Here is a 16,983-nt window from a genome sequence, read left to right as displayed (position 1 = left end):
TTCTAATGTATGGAAGAAGTTTTTTGTCTTAAGTATCCATTAATGATATAATTTATACAAAAGGAGGCTCTATGAAAAGAGAATACAAATTATCATCTATAGTTATAATTCAATTTATAGGAATTGTAGTTGCTATTATAACTAGTACTCTGTTTGAATATATAAGTCAGGACTCGAATGTTTTGACTATTATTGCAGGACTAATTACATCTCTGATTTCTCTTTTGTTTCAATTTGCCATAGCTAGTGGACTTATAAGAAACAGAATGGGATCTGTTGGAGAGTATCTTAATCAGGTAAATCTAATTACAGGAAGAATTATCCTTATAAATATTATACTATCATTGATTGTTAGCCTATTTACTATAGCTATTGGACTTTTGGGGGGAGGAGCAGTCTTTTTCCAAAATATCGTAGCCAATGGTATAGGAAAAAGCATTGGGATGATACTTATAGTTTTATTAATCGCCCTTGTATCCTTGGTATTTTCAATTCTTGTTACTTACGCTAACTTTTATCTGGCAGATAAGCTGGTAGGAAATGAGAGGAAGGAAAGTCTTAAAGAATCAATAGGAAATATATTTAAGATTGGTAAAGACCTTGCAGCAAAGACTATAATAGTATATTTAAAATATATCATTATCCCATTAATCATAGCTATTGTTATTGTAGTATTGATGATGACTTGGGGCGGAAATGATGCTGGGATGGGCTTTATTCTAATTCTAAGTCTCTTATCCCTACTTGCTGTAGTCTATGGGACAATTGCTTCAGCAATAGTACTTGCAAGATTATCTGATAACTATCTGGACTACGTAGAAGAAAACGACATTTAATAAGTAAAAGCAAAAGACGAGCTATTATGAACAGCCCCAAAGTTGGACATATAATAATCTAACTTAGAAGGCCAGTTTGAAAGCTCGTCTTTTAGTGTGGAAATTTGTATTAATTAATCTGAGGGACCTTTCCCTCTTTTCTTAACTTTTCTAATTGGCTAAGGGCAAAGTCTTGAGATTCTTTTGGTGCCTTGGCCATTTTTTTCATCTTAGTCTTGCCAAAGATATTAGTATAAGATCCATCTGCCCAGAAGATATTTCTCTTTAAAAGAGCTGTGATAAGGGCAAAGATTGGATTTAGGAGATTGACGAAGGCGAAAGGGAAAAAGCTTATAGGACTTACTCCCAAAGTCTTCATTTGATAGGCCCCACAGGCTGTCCATGGAAACATTACCGCCCACAAGGTCCCTGCGTCTTCTAGTGTCCTTGAGAGCATATTACGGGAAAGACCTATCTCATCGTACTTATCTTCATACAAGGGAGCAGGAACTCCAATACCTAAAAACTGATCGCACATAGTCGCATCACAGAAAATCGATGTAAGCATTGTAAGAAAAACAAGGCCTCCTACTGAATTTATCTTCTCCTTAAGTGCACCGAAGATCCTTTCAATAATTCCAGCTCGCTCCAAGGCTCCGCCGAAAGAAACCGCAAGAAGGATTAGGTTCACAGTCCACATCTGATTATCCATACCACCCTTAGAAAGGGCCATATCCACGAACTCATTGCCAGTTTCTATGTCTGGGCCGTAGTGGAGAATGGCGAAAATTTCCGCGAGACTTCTTTGTTTTTGAAAGATCATAGAAAATACTAGACCAACAAAAACAGAAATCATAACACCAGCAAGTCCTTCAATCCTTAGGACACAGACAAGAACTATCAAAAGGATTGGCAAAAGAACTAGGGGATTTAAGTTAAAATTGCTAGCGAGAGCTGCCTTGATTCCTTCGGCAATATTTGGATCGTAGTTTGTAACATCAATCCTAAAAGAAATGAAACTATAAAGGATAAGAGCTATCAAAAACACGGGACCTGTTGTAGAAACCATAGCAGTAACGTGGTCGAAAAGGCCGGTCTTTGCTACACCAGCAGCAAGATTTGTAGTATCTGATAAGGGAGAGAACTTATCCCCTATATAGGCTCCAGAAATAACCATACCTGCGGTTATGGCTGGATTAATGCCAAGGCCTTGGCCTATGGTCATAAAAGCAATACCGATGGTGGCTGTAGCAGTCCATGAAGAGCCACAAGCAAGTCCAACTAGAGCAGTGATGATGCAACCTATTGGAAGGAAGAGCTTAGGGCTTAAGAAAGTCAAACCATAATATATTAGAGCAGGAATAGTTCCTGAAATCATAAAGGAAGAAATCAAAAGCCCTACAGTTAGAAGAATTAAAATCGCATCAAGAGTTGTACTTATACGATCAATCATTCCATCGATCATTTCCCTAAAACTTCTTCCGCAAACGAGTCCGACAAGAGTTGCAACTACTATTCCTAAAATAAGAGGAAGGTGGGCAGCATCGTAAATACTCTCTCCGTCTTCTTTGGCGAAAGCAAAGACATAAATCATCAACGATATCATAGTAATAATAGGTAAGATTGCCTCAAACAAAGAGGGAAGCCTATAGTCTTTTTTCATAATAACTCCTTCATAATCATATTAGCGTGATAAATTAACTAAGTACATCCTACAACAAATTGATAATTGTGTCAACATTTATTTTCTAGTAATAACTGGTTATCATAATAAATTAAACTGTTATTAAAATAAATTAGAGATTATCTTTTTCTTTTATTAATTTCTATTAGGAGAATTTATTGAATTATTTTCTACTTGTTATAAAATATGAGTAAAAGTTGTTTTTTAAGTTATAAAAGCAAATAATTTTATAGAATATATAGACTATAGTTGATTTTAAATGAATAAGTGCTATACTTAAGTAATCTAGGAGGGAATATGAATATTATAATACTCGGAGCTGGTAAGGTAGGATCGTATCTTACGAGCGATTTGGCTGAAGAAGGCCACGATATTTTAGTAATAGATCACGACAAGGACGTCCTCGATAGGCTCCTTGCTGCCAACGATGTTATGGGCATTGTCGGAGATGGAAGAGACCCTGAGGTCTTAATCGATGCTAATGTGGGTAGCTGTGATTTGTTTATAGCAATTACCTTGTCTGATGATGTAAATTTAATAGCTTCAACCATGGCCAAAAAGCTAGGGGCTAAAAATATTATCATTAGACTAAGAGATCCACAATATATGAAGCAGAAGGAGATTATCGAGGAGATTACATCGGCGACAAGGATAGTCAATCCAGAATCCATTGCAGCTAAGGATATCCAAAGAGCCCTTAAGTACTCTCACGCCCTTAATGTTGAGGGATTTTTCAGAGATCAGGCACTTATGATGGAGATTGTTATATCAGAAGATTCAACACTCGCAGGATCTAGGATATCTGATCTTAATGCTTATTCTGCAAATTACCACACCCTTATAGGAATTGTAAACAATAATGGAAAGATTTATATACCTCACGGATCCTACGTCCTTGAAAAGGGGGAGAAGATTTACGTAATAGGTGAGAAGGAAGGCGTAGATAGCTTTTACAAGCAGGAGGTTCTAGATAGGTATGAGATTAAAAACGTTCTAATCATTGGAGCAGGGTCAATCTCAGATCATCTGACAGGTCTTCTCTTGGAGAGAGGCTTTGGAGTAACATTAGTCGAGATTGACAAGGAGAAGGCAGAAGCCTTTAGTGAAAAGTACTCTGATGCCATAGTAATAAATGCAGATGGATCTGATCCTGACGTGCTCGAAGAAGTAAGGGTTGAGACCTTTGATGCTATGGTTTGTCTTACAGGAATGGATGAGGAAAATATTCTTATTTCCTTACTTGGTAAGAAATATGGCATCGAGAAGATAATCGCAAAGGTAAATAGAATCAAGCTTATCAAGATGACTGGGATTTTAGATATAGATACTACCTTCACTCCAAAAAGAGCTGCCAGTGATGTTATAAATAGGATTATAAGAAGCAAGGAGAATGCTCGTGGCTCTTCTATAACTTCTTTATATAGGCTAGAAGATGATGAGGTAGAGGTAATTGAGTTTGCTGCAATTGAGCATTCAGAAATCTTTGGCAAGAAGCTAAAAGATTTAAACATCAGGGAAGATACCTTAATCGCTTGTATAAAACATGAAGAAAGAGATGGTGCAATCGAAGTACCAAACGGAGATTCTATGATTTCTCTAGGAGATAGGGTTTTGGTTATTACCACAAACCATAGCTTCCAAACCATAGATGACATAGTGGAGTAGATATGAACGGATCAATTGTAAAGTATACTATAGGAAGACTTATGCAGGTTTTGGCTATGCTAATGCTTTTCCCATTACTTGTAGGTCTAATATATAGGGATAGTTTAATAGATTTAAGAAATTTTGTAATACCGATTATTTTAGCCTTTGTTTTAGGCACTTTTCTAGTAAGAACTGGCGCATCTAAGGGCCATATTTTCACTAAGGAGGCCATGTTTATCACAGCTTCATGTTGGATAATATTTTCTCTGATAGGAGCAATTCCACTTTATCTAACAGCAAGTAACTATCCAAGCTTTGTCGATGCATTTTTTGAGATGGCGAGTGGCTTTACTACTTGTGGAGCTTCAGTTGCGTCTAACGTGGAGCTTCTTCCTAATTCGATTATTTTTTGGAGGTCCTTCTCCCACTTTATAGGAGGAATGGGAATCTTGGTATTTACCCTTGCTATAATGCCAAAGGCTAACAAGGAGTCATCTTCCCTAATGCAGGCAGAAGTACCAGGACCAACCTTTGGCAAGATTACACCCAAATTATCCCATACAGCAAGAGTCCTTTATCTGATGTATATAGCCCTTACTGTAATTACAATAATCTTTCTACTTTTTGGAGGAATGAATTTATTTGATGCGATTATTCACGCTATGGGAACAGCTGGAACTGGAGGATTTTCTAATAAGGCCGCATCTATTGGGTATTACAATTCAAGATATATTGAGATAGTCTTATCTATAGCCATGCTTGCCTTCGGGATCAACTTTAATATTTATTATTTTTCACTCATAAGATCAGCTAGACAAGCATTCAAAAGTGAGGAGCTTTATTGGTACTTGGGCATAGTAGCTATGTCTGTTCTACTTATCTTCTTTAACATAAGAAGTATGTACGATAGCTCGTTTTTTACTGGAGTGACTTCTCTATTTACAGTATCCTCAATTATAACTACGACAGGATACGTATCCCTAGACTATGGGGCCTGGCCACTTTTTTCTAGACATATCTTGATATTTTTGATGTTTGTCGGAGGCTGTGCAGGATCAACTGCAGGTGGTATAAAAGTTTCTAGATTTGTAGTACTATTCAAATCAGCCCTAAACCAAATAAGAAAAGCCCTAAATCCACTTAGGGTAAGTGTAAACAAAATGGACGGTAAAAGAGTAGACAAGGAAGTAGAAGAATCCATAAACAGATACATCTTGGTTTATATCTTCTTATTTATAATCTTTATGCTAATAGTAACCCTTGAGACAAATAACTTCGAATCAGCCTTCTCAGCAGTGGCCACAACCTTCAATAACGTAGGTCCAGGACTAATAGACTTCGGCCCAGTAACAAGTTTTGAGGCAATGAGCAAACTATCAAAACTAACTCTGACCTTTGCCATGTTATTTGGAAGATTGGAACTATATCCGATGATATTATTGTTTTCGGCGGGGACTTATAGGAATATTAGGAAGTAGGGGAGATATTTTTTCTAAAATATCTAATACTAAAAATATTTTATATATAAATATGTCTGAATAATAAAAAATAATTTTAATTTAAAAATATCCCTTCGTTCAAAGGGGGAGGCCCAAGGGGGTTCCGATTCCCCCTCATCGGCCTCCCCCTTAAACCCCCTCTACGTTACACCCCACAAACGGCTCTTGCAGAGTGCGGAAGCAGTTGATTGGCTTAACGCCAATCTTTTTTAGTAGGCAGAACTTCTTCGTTTTAGTTTATTTTAATGTTGGGGATTCCTAATCATCATTCGCTAAAAATTTATAACTCGCTACGCTCAAACAGATAAATTTTCTTAACGCTCACTCTGATTATACATGCTAGTCGGTAAAGGTTATTTGGAAGATATGCTAAAGTATATGCTGTATTCTTATTTAATTTCAATTTTCAGCCAATTTATGACCTTGTATAGGGTTTGACTTGTTCTTGATAAGTATTTTGCTATAGTTGTAACTTTTTCTACAGATTTATAGTATTGCTCTATCCAAATTAACTCTTTTATAGTCAGATGATTGTAAGCCATTTTGATACCCCTTAACGTTTTCTATTTAATTTAAAAGTGTCTAGCTTAATTTTACTATCCAAGAAAATTAATGGCTTGATACAGATTTACAAGAAAAAAGTGATGTGCAGAATAGATTTACCTATTCTGCAACATCACCATCTTTTTCCTTATGTAATTGTCCTGAGTTTCATCATATTCTAAGCTTTCCATACTAGTAACGACTGTAGAAGAAGGCAAAGTAGTATTTTCTAAAGCTTTTAAATATTATCTGTGAAAGGGACTTGCTCTTTATATAGATTTCGTCTTGTAGGTTCATTTATCATAGAAAGAAAGCCGACCTTAATTAGGCCGGTAATAGGGAAATAAAAGTCAGATCTGAAATATTAAAATTATGCTAAAAATTACCATCATCTTTATAGGAAAGATTATAATCAATACTCATCATCAAGAATATAAATATTCCAAAGTCAAACGTTCACGGTATTTTCTTCTAAAATTTTAATAATATCAAAAATACCTAAGTTAAGATATGGGTCTTTTTTGTCTTCTTTCATAAAATCTCAACTTTTTACTTTCTAATTCACTGCAAATGTATAGAAATGCTAAAAATATTTGTATTACCTATTTATTTACGGGGGATGAATTAAATATTAGTTTTTCTTGGTAAATAGATTCGGTTTCAAATACTATTATTTGATTTTTACCTTTTCTTAGGATAGAACCTGGTAGATACAAGGATAAGCTAGGTCCTAGATTATAAAATCTGCCAAGGTTAAATCCATTTACTAGAACAATCCCCTTTCCAAAGCCTTCAAGATTTATATAACTTTCCATTGGATTTTCTGTTTCTAGTATATATTCATAGAAGGCTGGTCCTTCCTTGTAGACTCCCTTCCAATTAATATCAGAAATTTTATCAAAATCTATGCAGTAATGGGTCCAGTCATCTGTGAAGTGGATATCTAGCATAACACCTCTTTTTATGCCTTTTTTCTGGCTATAGGCTTCAAGTTTGTACCCGTAATTTACTCGACCCATATTTTCAACTAGTATTTTTAGATTGTTTTCCTCACCTTTTTTTGCTGAAAGAATAATTTCTTCGCCTATTTCATCTTGGTATTGGGTCTTTACATAATCGTCATTTAAATATATCTTGGCCCTATCCCTAGCGTCGATTATCCTCATTCTTAATTCATCATTAGAAGTCGAAAACTTATGTTCATATATCACATAGCCATAATAATGATCTAGGTTTTCGAAGGATAAGGTATTTGTATTTTCAATTTTTTTAGAAATTGTATCTAGGGTTGAAAATAGAGAAACTTTCCTGTTTAGCTTAATATCATCATATTGGCTTAGTTTTCTTCTGTTTGGCAAAATGTCACTTTTCTTTGTTATTATTTCCCTTAATAAGTGATATTTTTCTGTCTTTTGACCGGCTTCTGTTAAGATTGCGTCATAATCGTATGAAGTAATCTGAGGGAAGTCTTTCTCTCCTCTAGCTGAACATCCATTCATAAAGCCAAAATTACTTCCTCCTTGGAACATATAAAAATTTATACTTCCTAGATCTAGCATTTCTTTAGCGTCACTGGCAAGATCAATTGGGTCACGCCTTATGATTTCTTGACCCCACTTATTAAACCAACCATCCCAAAATTCCATACACATTATTGGGCTTTTGATCCCATATTTATTTTTAAATTTCTCTAATTCTTTTATATTTGTTTTTGGGTCTGAACCAAAGTTTGCAAGAGGAAATACTCCGTTTTCAGTATAAGAACCTGCCTCTAGGGCTTCGGGCCAAGTGCCATCAGATGTGAAGATTGGTACTTCTATACCGTATTTTAAAAGCATATTGTGAAGCTTTTTTAGGTAGTTTTTATTCTCCCTATAAGAACCGTATTCATTTTCCAACTGGACTAGAATTATTGGACCAGATTTAGTCCACTGGTATTTTGCTATCTTTGGAATTAAAACTGAGTAATAATTATCTACATAGGATAGGTATTTTTCATCATCTGTCCTAAGCCTTATGTTATTTTCTTTTAGTAACCAGGCAGGCAGACCACCAAATTCCCATTCTGCACAAATATATGGGGAAGGTCTAATAATTAGATAGAGTCCTAGGTCATCTACTAGTTTTATGAATTTTTCCAAGTCTTTTATGTAAGAAAAGTCAAATTTATTGTGGAAGGGCTCGTGTAAATTCCGTGGTATATAGGTCTCTACACAATTACAGCCCATATCTATTAAATCTTTTAGGGTGTCAGCCCAATATTCAGGAACAATCCTAAAATAGTGGACTGCTCCTGATATAAGTTTGACTTTCTCACCATTAATTATAAAATCTTCTGTAATTTTAATTTCGTTCACAACAAATCCTATTATTTAACTTCTTTTATATATTTAGGGTTATTTCCTAGAGCTACGAATGGATAGTAAATAATCACTGCTAAAAGTAGGTTAACTACTGATAAGATAATTGATCTCCAATCATAGGCGGTTGAGAAGAAACCATAGAGTATTGGTGGCATTACCCAGGCTACATTTTGAGTGACAGGAGCTACCAGACCAAAGTAAGTGGCAAGATAGGCTACTGCAGATAGGACAACTGGGCATAGTATAAATGGTATAAATAACAATGGGTTTAAAACTGTAGGTAAGCCATACATGACAGGTTCACCTATGTTAAAGATACATGGCATTATTCCTAATTTTGCTACTTCTCTAAAGTGGTTATTTCTTGATTTAATAAAGATAGCTATCAATAAACCTAGGGTAGCATACCATACATAAGCTGAGTAGGATGCGCTTGTCCACAGATAAGGGATTTCAGTTCCATTTTGGAAGGCTTCAAGGTTTGATAACAAGGCTACGCCAAATACACCTTCCATAATTGGTGCCATTACATTTCCTCCGTGGATTCCAAAGAACCAGAATAATTGGGTTAAGAAGGCTACAAATATAACAGCAAACATGTTTTGTGATATACCTAAAAGTGGTGCTTGGAGTACATCATAGATCCAGTCAATTATTAGTTGACCTGTGAATTTTTGGAATAGGTAGGTCAGTATTGAAACTAAGTAAATTGATGTTAGGGCTGGTATAATTGAAGTGAATGGTACCGCTATAGCAGGTGGAACTGTATCTGGTAGTTTGATAGTTATATCTTTTTTCATTAGTTTACAATAAATAATAACTGATAAGAATCCCACAAGCATTGCTGTAAAATATCCTTTGGAGTTTATAGACTCACCTGGGATTAGGCCACTGACTAGAACTGATAGTTTACCATCAACAAAGGATACGCCATCAACATTGTTAAGAGCATCAGCAACTTCAGTAGAAAGACCTGCTATATCAAACTCCTTCACTAATGAATTACCTATACTAATAACAAATGATGAAAGGGCAACCAAGGCGCCGGAAAGTTTGTCAACATCATTTGATTTTGCTATGTTATATCCTAGGGCAAAGACAAATACTATGGAAACTATAGCTAAGGAACCATTAAAAATTAAGTTGTTTATATCAACCAACCATTGGAATGTTTCTGTTATACCTGTAAAACCAAATTGTTGAGGGAAATCAACAAGAAAGGCGTTGATTAAAAGAGCTATAGATCCACACATAACTATTGGCATAGTTGAAATGAACGCATTACGTAGGACCTTTAGGTATTTTAAGTTACTAATTTTTGTAGCTAGGGGCATCAATTTTTGGCTCATAAAATCCATAAATTTATTGTTCATAATAATCTCCCATTATTTCAGCTTGCCCATTAGAGTAAACTCTCAGCTAGGGCTAGTACATTTTTGGCATTCATCATTCCATAATCTGTCATAGGTATTACCTCAACAGGGATTCCCTTTGGGTCAAATATTGCCTTCATATCCTTTAACATATATCTAACTTGAGGTCCTAGGAGGACGAGGTTTATCTCTTCTTTTTCCAAATAAGAATCAGCGTGTGAAACGGGAGTTGCAAAGATTTTGTAATCTAAATTCTTTTCCTTCGCAACCTTTTTCATTTTGTTAACGAGTAGACTTGTGCTCATTCCTGCATCGCATGCAAGCATAATTGTTTTTTGTGTCATTTTTATCTCCTATCTATTTATTGACCTAGACATAACAGAAGCTGTATGTCTTATTCCTCTTATAACCTTGCTAAGTTCGTATATATTTTCTGCCGGAGCAAGACCGGCATAACCAGCATCACCAATATGTTGGATATCTACACCACATATTTTGTTTATAAGGGCAATTTGCCTTATAGTCTCCTTACTAGAACCTTCTTGGCTTGTGCCAATAGCTGTCATAACTAGGGCATCGTATGCGTGAGCGATTTTTACAGCCCTCTTAAGTAACTCGCTATCAAAGCCGGGTACGGTTCCAACTGCTGGTAGAAGTATGATATCTGCACCTGCCTTTACAAAGGTTTCTATGCTCTCTTTGCTAGTTACAGATTCCTTAACTCCTGATGAGTGCATTTTACCAGCTATGATTAAGCCGTTAAAATACTTCTTGGCAGCTTTTATTGATTCAGCTATTTTTTCGTTTGTAACTCCAGTGCCTGGATTACCTGTCAGGCAAACAAAGTCAAAACCTAACCTTGCCGCTTCCTCTAGGCTTTCTTTATAAACAATCCTACCTTTTTCGATTTCAACTTTTTGATCTTGCATTTTAGCATTTTGATCACATGGTTCTAAATTTAAGCCAATAGGAGCTCCAATCAATTTATGTAATTTGTTAATTGTATTCTTTCCTTTTGTTTCAAGACCACTTATGAAAGGGTTGAAGACATCAAAGGCATTTAACAAAATCATATCAGCGCCAAAGGCCCTAGCGACTTCTGAGTTTGTAACATCACCAAGGAAGCTTTCTCTACAAACTACATTCTCTGAAACTATTACTCTCCCTTCGCTAGCCCTTATGCTTTCTTTGAGCTCTTTTGGAGTAAAATTTAAGATTTCTGAAGAAGTTGAGCTTATTATTCTTTTTACCATATATATCTATTGATTTTCCTCCAGTTTTTTTATTTTCTTATTCATCCAAATCCATCTTTTTGCGTTTTTCATGGATATGTTTGCCATGGTCAAATGATCTTGAGCATGTATTAGTATAATGTTTAGGTCGTTTTTTTCGCCGTTTGCTTCTTTTGTTAACATCTCTGTTTGAATTTCGTGGCATGTTAAGAATTGTTCGTTTGCTTGTTTCAATAGGTCTTCTGCCTTTTCAAAATTATAGTTTTCTGCGGCATCCATTGCCTCTGAAGATAAGCTTCTGCTTTCTCCAGCATGGACTATGATATTGAAGGCTAATTCGTAGGTTTTTTCATTATCCATTATTTTCTCCTTTCATAAATACGTTCATAAATTCCATAGAATCTTTGGTTTCTAATGCCTTGCTTATGGTTGTTTGCTCGGATAGGAATTCTCCGAGTTTTTCATAGTAGAGACTCATATCTCCAATGTTATCTCCAATAACTAGTGAATATACTAACTTAATCTTTTTATCGTTCCATTTTATAAATTTGTCTAAGATTATAATTATCGAGTAGGAGCTTCCCTTTACTTGATCTAGAATGTGAGGGATTGCTATATTATCAAAAGAAGTATTTCCTATTTCTTCACGTTTTTTTAGTTGATTTAAGGCTTTTTCTTTTTTGATATTTGATTTATCTTCGATTATTTCTGCTATAAACTTAAGAACTTCTAGTTTGTTTGTAAATTTGTCCGTTTTTATAAATACCGAGTTTGCAAAGATATCGTATATTTTGCCTAGTTTACTGTCATCTAGAGCAATTTTTATATTGTCAAAGTCAACCTTAGAAAAGATTACATCAACATAGACTATAGGTAGGTCAAATGCGTTGTCTAGTTTTACAGATGAGATTATAAGGTCGTAGTTTCTCATATTGATTTTTTCTAGACTTCTTAAATCTGTTGTATTGATGCTATCTATACTGTCTTTAAATTGCCTATTTAGCTGTGATTTCATTATCTGGGCCGAAGAGTTACCAGACCCACATATTATTAGTATATTTTTAGTGTTTGTGGTATTTGAGTTCATAGCCGCCATGATATGGAGGGCTATGTAGCCTATTTCATCTTCGGATAGTTTTGTGTTATATTTTTCGTTTATTACATTCGATCCAATTGTTGCCAGAAGGTATGGTATTTTGTTATCTTTGATGTCATCTAGGATTGGGTTTTTCATGTTAAAACCGTATTTTATTCTATTTATCAAAGGTCCTAGGTGGATGGCTAAGGCGAAATAGAAGTCTATATTTGCCCTAAAGTCATATTTTGAGACTCTATAGATCTCATCAATTATTGCTTGAGATGTTTCTAAGATGTCTGTAGATATCTTTTCCTGGTCTCTTATTGTGTTTTTGGCTATTAGGTGCATGGTGATGTAGACTAGTTCATCTTTGGGAATTTTTATTCCGAGTTTGTCTTGTAATTCGTCTACAATCTTGTTTGCTATCTTAAATTCTTCGTAGGATACTATCTTTTTCTCGATTGATTTTGATAGTTTTATATATTTTTCTTCTTTAATTCGTAAAATTGATATATAGATGTGGATGACGAGATTTTTGAAGTTTACATATGGCATGTAATAGTCTTCACCAAAGTCCATTTCATCTATTATTTCTTGGATTTTTTTAAAAAGTTCCCTATTCTTATCTTTTTCAAAGAGTATAGGATCCTCTCCGATTTCATTTTTGATAGCTAGCCTTATATTTTTTTCGCTTCCTTCTACTTTCATGCCGTAGTAGGGTCTTGATACTAGCTCTAGGTCATAGTTTTCAAGGATTTTCCTCACATAGGGGAAGTCCTTGTTAATTTGTGATTCACTTACGTGAAAGACTTCTGCTAATTCAAATTGTTTGATATAGGAATTTGAGAAGAGAAACATCCTAAGAATATTTATATATCGTAGATTTTTATCTCCGTATTCTTCCTGATAGTAGGCATATTTATACCAATCTTTTTTCAAAAACAGTTTGAATTTTTCCTTATCTTTTATGGTAAAGATAAATCCCTTTCCTGGCTTGGATTCTATTATCGCCCCCTTATCTTTAATTACTGAATTTAATGAGTTTATCTCCTTTCTTATGGTTTTAGAAGATAAACCAATCACTTCGCCTATCTCTTTGGACGTATGGTAGTCATAGTCAAGAGTTAGGTAGTCAAATATTTGTTTTAATCTTGTCTCAATCATATAACCACCTTGCATATTTATTATAGTAAAGATTTAGATTAAGCTCCACACAAACATTTTCCTCATTGATGTGGAAGCCTTTTGCTTTGAAGTACTCCTATGTATATATAAAGATATTTAGGTACGAAGGCACTTTTGCAACAGACCTTTATAGTAAGCATAACTCTTCGTTCTAGTTTATTTATCAGTTGGGGATTATTAATAATCATTCGCTAAAAATTTATAACTCGCTACGCCCAAACAGATAAATTTTCTTAACGCTCACTCTGATTATACATGCTAGTCGTATATGGGAAATGGAAACAGTAAGCTTTGCTTGAGCAAAGCATATCATATTTTATTTTTTATCAAAAAGAGGCTTGCTTATGCAAGCCTACTACTTATATTCAATAAGGCTTTCTATATGAAAGCCTACCCCAATACTTAAGAGGAATTCGCGGAGCGAACTTCTTCCTTTTATTGGCCCCTGCCTAGGCCGCCCGCGGGGTTGATTGGAAAAGAGGGCCTGGGAGAAAACCGGATGGGGCATGCGGAAAGCCCCAAGAGGTTGTCTCCCAGAGGTTCGAAGGGACACCTTCATAAGAAGTAAATGTAAATTACCAAGATATATTATTCCTAAAAAGTTTAATCTTAAATTTTTAAAATATTTTAAGGAATCCTTAGGCTGTCCCCTAGAGAACGAAGATATTAACTCAATTACTACAATAACTAGATTGTTCAGATATACTATATCAAAGTATTTTGTCAAAGATATTTATAAAATATCTTTCTTCAGTTGACTTTTTTCCTTAAGACCTTACAATTTATATATAAAAAGAATAAAGCAAGGGAGTTCTTTAAGGATCTGAGAGGAGGGTGGTACCCTCGACCTTACCTGATTTGGATAATGCCAACGTAGGGAGATTTATCAAGCGGAATGACTTTGTTTTGTCTTCCGCTTTTTCTTTTGAGGATATTTCTTGTAATAAATATGGAGGTTTTTATGAAAGTAGCACTTACTATTGCAGGCTCTGATTCTTCAGGAGGAGCTGGTATCCAAGCTGATCTTAAGGCTATGAGTCTAAATGGGGTCTTTGCCGAGTCTGTTATTACTGCCCTTACTGCACAAAATACTACAGGCGTTAGTGGGATTATGGATGTTACTAGTGAGTTTCTAGAAAAACAAATGGATGCAGTTTTTACAGATATTTTCCCAGATGCTGTTAAGATTGGTATGGTTTCTGATAAAGACTTGATTAGGTCAATAGCCCTTAAATTAAAGCAATGCGAAGCGGAAAATATAGTTTTAGATCCTGTTATGGTTGCAACATCAGGTTCTAAGCTTTTAAAGGACGATGCAATTGAAGCTTTAAAAGAAGAACTTTTCCCTCTGGCTCTACTCATAACCCCAAATATCCCGGAGGCAGAATTAATTTCTTCTCTAAAGATAGAGGATGAAGATGATATGGAAAAGGCAGCCCAAAAAATCTACGAGGATTATGGAGTAAATGTCCTCCTTAAAGGTGGCCATAGGATAAATGATGCCAATGATTATCTTTACGCAAATGGCTCTGGGATTTGGATTAAGGGAGAAAGAATTGACAATCCTAATACTCATGGAACAGGATGCACACTTTCTTCTGCTATTGCCGCAAATCTTGCCAAGGGATATGGGCTAGAAGAAGCTATAAGAAAAGCGAAGAAATATTTGGAAGGCTGCCTCAAAGATGGCCTAAATTTAGGAAAGGGATCTGGACCAATGAATCACGCCTTTGATATTAAGAATGAATATAAGAAGTAGGAATTTATGGAAAAGAATACAAGTATATACGAAAATGGGTTAATTTGGTTTGGAGCAGGTGTTTCAATAGCAGAGATTTTGACAGGTACTTACTATGCCTCAATGGATTTTAAAAGTGCAATTCTCGCTATTGTTATAGGCCATATAGCAGGCTTTATCCTAATGAGCTTGTCAGGGCTTATTGGAGCAAGGACGGGGCTTTCTGCAATGGAGGCGACAAAGCTTAGTTTTGGAAAGATCGGAGGGATATTTTTTGCAATCCTAAATTTCCTCCAACTAGTTGGATGGACTGCAATTATGATCTATGATGGAGCAATCTCTTCTGGCGATCTTTTTGGAAGAGGAAATAATATTTGGGCTCTACTTATTGGAATTCTTATAATAATCTGGATTGCCGTAGGGATTACCAATCTTGGCAAGATAAATACGGTTTCAATGATAGCCCTCTTTATCCTAACGATTTTGATGTCTAGAAAGGCTTTTACAAGTAGTTTGATAACAAAAGCAAGTGCTGATGCCCTATCTTTTGGAGGAGCAGTAGAACTTGCCATAGCTATGCCTATGAGCTGGCTTCCTCTTATATCTGATTACACATCAAAGGCTGAAAAGCCAGAGAAGGCGACTTGGATTTCTGTAGGTATCTATTCCCTAGTTTCCTTATGGATGTATATAATTGGACTTACGGGAGCGGTGGCTACAGGTGAATCAACCCTTTCTGCAATATTTTCTTATTCAGGAATTGGAGTTTCGGCCATAATCATAATAATATTATCTACTGTAACTACAACTTTCCTAGACGCCTATTCAGCAGGAATTTCATTTGAATCAATCAAGCAAAATGCAGATGGAAAGAAGGTTTCTATAATTGTAAGTGTAGTTGGTATTATCTTGGCTATGATCTATCCAATGGATGATATTACAAACTTCCTCTATTTAATAGGTTCAGTCTTTGCCCCTATGATAGCAGTTCAGATAGGAGACTTTTTCTTAAAGAATGAAAAGTCAAAAGTAGATGAGAAAGTAAATATTATAAGTTGGGTATCAGGTTTTATAATCTATAGGATTTTACTAAAGTTAGATGTTGCAATTGGTGCTTCTATCTTATCTGTGATTTTAACGATTATAGTAACTTTGATTTTAAGGAAAATAATCTCTAGAAAGTAGTAAAATAATTGACAATAGCTAGATTCAGTAGTATTATATATGAGTCAACTTAAAGTTTCTTTTATGAAGCTTTTCGATGAAAATCGCAAATCCTGAATGCGATTATAAACAAATGTCAGGACGAGTAAAGCCGCCACCTACTAGAAGCGGTGTCTAAATATAGTAGGCGAAAAATTTATAGGAGGAATTTTATGAAATATCAAAAAACATGGACTGCAACTCCTGATCAAATCGACAGAAAATGGTATGTCGTTGATGCAGAAGGAATGGTTCTAGGTAGACTAGCTAGCCAAGTTGCAGCAATCTTAAGAGGAAAGAACAAACCAACATTTACTCCACACTACGATACTGGAGATTATGTTATTGTAATCAATGCTGACAAAGTCGTTCTTACTGGTAACAAAGAAGACCAAAAAGAATACCAAAGATACTCAGGATACAGCGGTGGACAAAAGATTACTAAATTCAAGGATATGAAATCTAAGAAACCTGAATTTATAGTAAGTCACGCAATAGAGGGCATGCTTCCACACAACAAGCTTGGTCGTGCTATGGCTAAGAAGCTTAGAGTTTACGCTGGTAGCGAACACGGACATGAATCCCAAATGCCTGAAGTTTTGGAATTAAATTAAGGAGGGCTT

General features: G+C 35.3%; 14 protein-coding genes and 1 riboswitch. Of the genes, 6 read left to right on the top strand and 8 right to left on the bottom strand.

Annotated features, from left to right (window positions below; translation table 11 throughout):
- Positions 1-71 precede the first annotated feature (71 nt).
- Positions 72-836, top strand: coding sequence for a hypothetical protein (locus C7D97_RS05280; protein ID WP_105301053.1), 765 nt, complete (start codon positions 72-74; stop codon positions 834-836).
- 109 nt (positions 837-945) lie between these two features.
- On the opposite strand, the gene nhaC is transcribed toward C7D97_RS05280, so the two are convergent.
- The gene (gene nhaC / locus C7D97_RS05275) at positions 946-2,478 is read right to left on the bottom strand and encodes a Na+/H+ antiporter NhaC (RefSeq protein ID WP_105301052.1); all 1,533 of its coding nucleotides are present in this window, start codon (positions 2,476-2,478) and stop codon (positions 946-948) included.
- A 318-nt stretch (positions 2,479-2,796) separates the two neighbouring features.
- Between nhaC and trkA the strand changes: the two genes are divergently transcribed.
- Positions 2,797-4,164 (top strand): Trk system potassium transporter TrkA, encoded by a 1,368-nt coding sequence (gene trkA / locus C7D97_RS05270; protein WP_105301051.1) that lies wholly within the window; start codon positions 2,797-2,799, stop codon positions 4,162-4,164.
- Positions 4,165-4,166: 2 nt separating this feature from the next.
- A complete protein-coding gene (locus C7D97_RS05265; RefSeq protein ID WP_105301050.1) occupies positions 4,167-5,624 on the top strand; it encodes a TrkH family potassium uptake protein in 1,458 nt (485 codons plus the stop codon).
- A gap of 410 nt (positions 5,625-6,034) precedes the next feature.
- Here C7D97_RS05265 and C7D97_RS05260 read toward each other — a convergent pair whose 3' ends face one another.
- The 7 genes from C7D97_RS05260 to C7D97_RS05230 form a co-directional block, all read right to left on the bottom strand.
- Positions 6,035-6,187 carry a hypothetical protein gene (locus tag C7D97_RS05260; protein WP_205408055.1) on the bottom strand — a complete coding sequence of 51 codons (153 nt, stop codon included), beginning with the start codon at positions 6,185-6,187 and terminating at the stop codon, positions 6,035-6,037.
- 603 nt (positions 6,188-6,790) lie between these two features.
- Positions 6,791-8,545, bottom strand: coding sequence for a glycoside hydrolase family 35 protein (locus C7D97_RS05255; protein ID WP_105301049.1), 1,755 nt, complete (start codon positions 8,543-8,545; stop codon positions 6,791-6,793).
- Between the two features lie 11 nt (positions 8,546-8,556).
- The gene (locus tag C7D97_RS05250) at positions 8,557-9,924 is read right to left on the bottom strand and encodes a PTS sugar transporter subunit IIC (protein ID WP_105301048.1); all 1,368 of its coding nucleotides are present in this window, start codon (positions 9,922-9,924) and stop codon (positions 8,557-8,559) included.
- Between the two features lie 29 nt (positions 9,925-9,953).
- Positions 9,954-10,268: a PTS sugar transporter subunit IIB gene (locus tag C7D97_RS05245; protein ID WP_105301047.1), complete on the bottom strand. Its 315-nt coding sequence runs from the start codon at positions 10,266-10,268 to the stop codon at positions 9,954-9,956.
- Positions 10,269-10,277: 9 nt separating this feature from the next.
- A complete protein-coding gene (locus C7D97_RS05240; protein ID WP_105301046.1) occupies positions 10,278-11,177 on the bottom strand; it encodes a DUF7916 family protein in 900 nt (299 codons plus the stop codon).
- A gap of 6 nt (positions 11,178-11,183) precedes the next feature.
- Positions 11,184-11,516, bottom strand: a complete 333-nt coding sequence (locus C7D97_RS05235) for a PTS lactose/cellobiose transporter subunit IIA (protein ID WP_105301045.1) — start codon at positions 11,514-11,516, stop codon at positions 11,184-11,186.
- Positions 11,509-13,398 carry a BglG family transcription antiterminator gene (locus C7D97_RS05230; protein ID WP_105301044.1) on the bottom strand — a complete coding sequence of 630 codons (1,890 nt, stop codon included), beginning with the start codon at positions 13,396-13,398 and terminating at the stop codon, positions 11,509-11,511. Before C7D97_RS05230 ends, C7D97_RS05235 begins: the two co-directional genes overlap by 8 nt.
- An 815-nt stretch (positions 13,399-14,213) precedes the next feature.
- Positions 14,214-14,316, top strand: a riboswitch (TPP riboswitch).
- Between the two features lie 64 nt (positions 14,317-14,380).
- Here C7D97_RS05230 and thiD point away from each other — a divergent pair.
- From thiD to rplM, 3 genes are all read left to right on the top strand, one after another.
- On the top strand, positions 14,381-15,178 hold the full coding sequence (gene thiD / locus C7D97_RS05225; protein ID WP_105301043.1) for a bifunctional hydroxymethylpyrimidine kinase/phosphomethylpyrimidine kinase: 798 nt from the start codon (positions 14,381-14,383) through the stop codon (positions 15,176-15,178).
- A gap of 6 nt (positions 15,179-15,184) precedes the next feature.
- Positions 15,185-16,342: a putative hydroxymethylpyrimidine transporter CytX gene (gene cytX, locus C7D97_RS05220; protein ID WP_105301042.1), complete on the top strand. Its 1,158-nt coding sequence runs from the start codon at positions 15,185-15,187 to the stop codon at positions 16,340-16,342.
- A 191-nt stretch (positions 16,343-16,533) separates the two neighbouring features.
- Positions 16,534-16,974, top strand: a complete 441-nt coding sequence (rplM, locus tag C7D97_RS05215; protein WP_105301041.1) for a 50S ribosomal protein L13 — start codon at positions 16,534-16,536, stop codon at positions 16,972-16,974.
- The last annotated feature ends 9 nt before the right edge of the window (positions 16,975-16,983 follow it).

It is taken from the genome of Anaerococcus marasmi (assembly GCF_900290195.1).
Classification (GTDB): domain Bacteria; phylum Bacillota; class Clostridia; order Tissierellales; family Peptoniphilaceae; genus Anaerococcus; species Anaerococcus marasmi.
The sequence above is the reverse complement of the archived record's forward strand: the minus strand, read 5'-3'. Positions and strand labels throughout refer to the sequence as shown.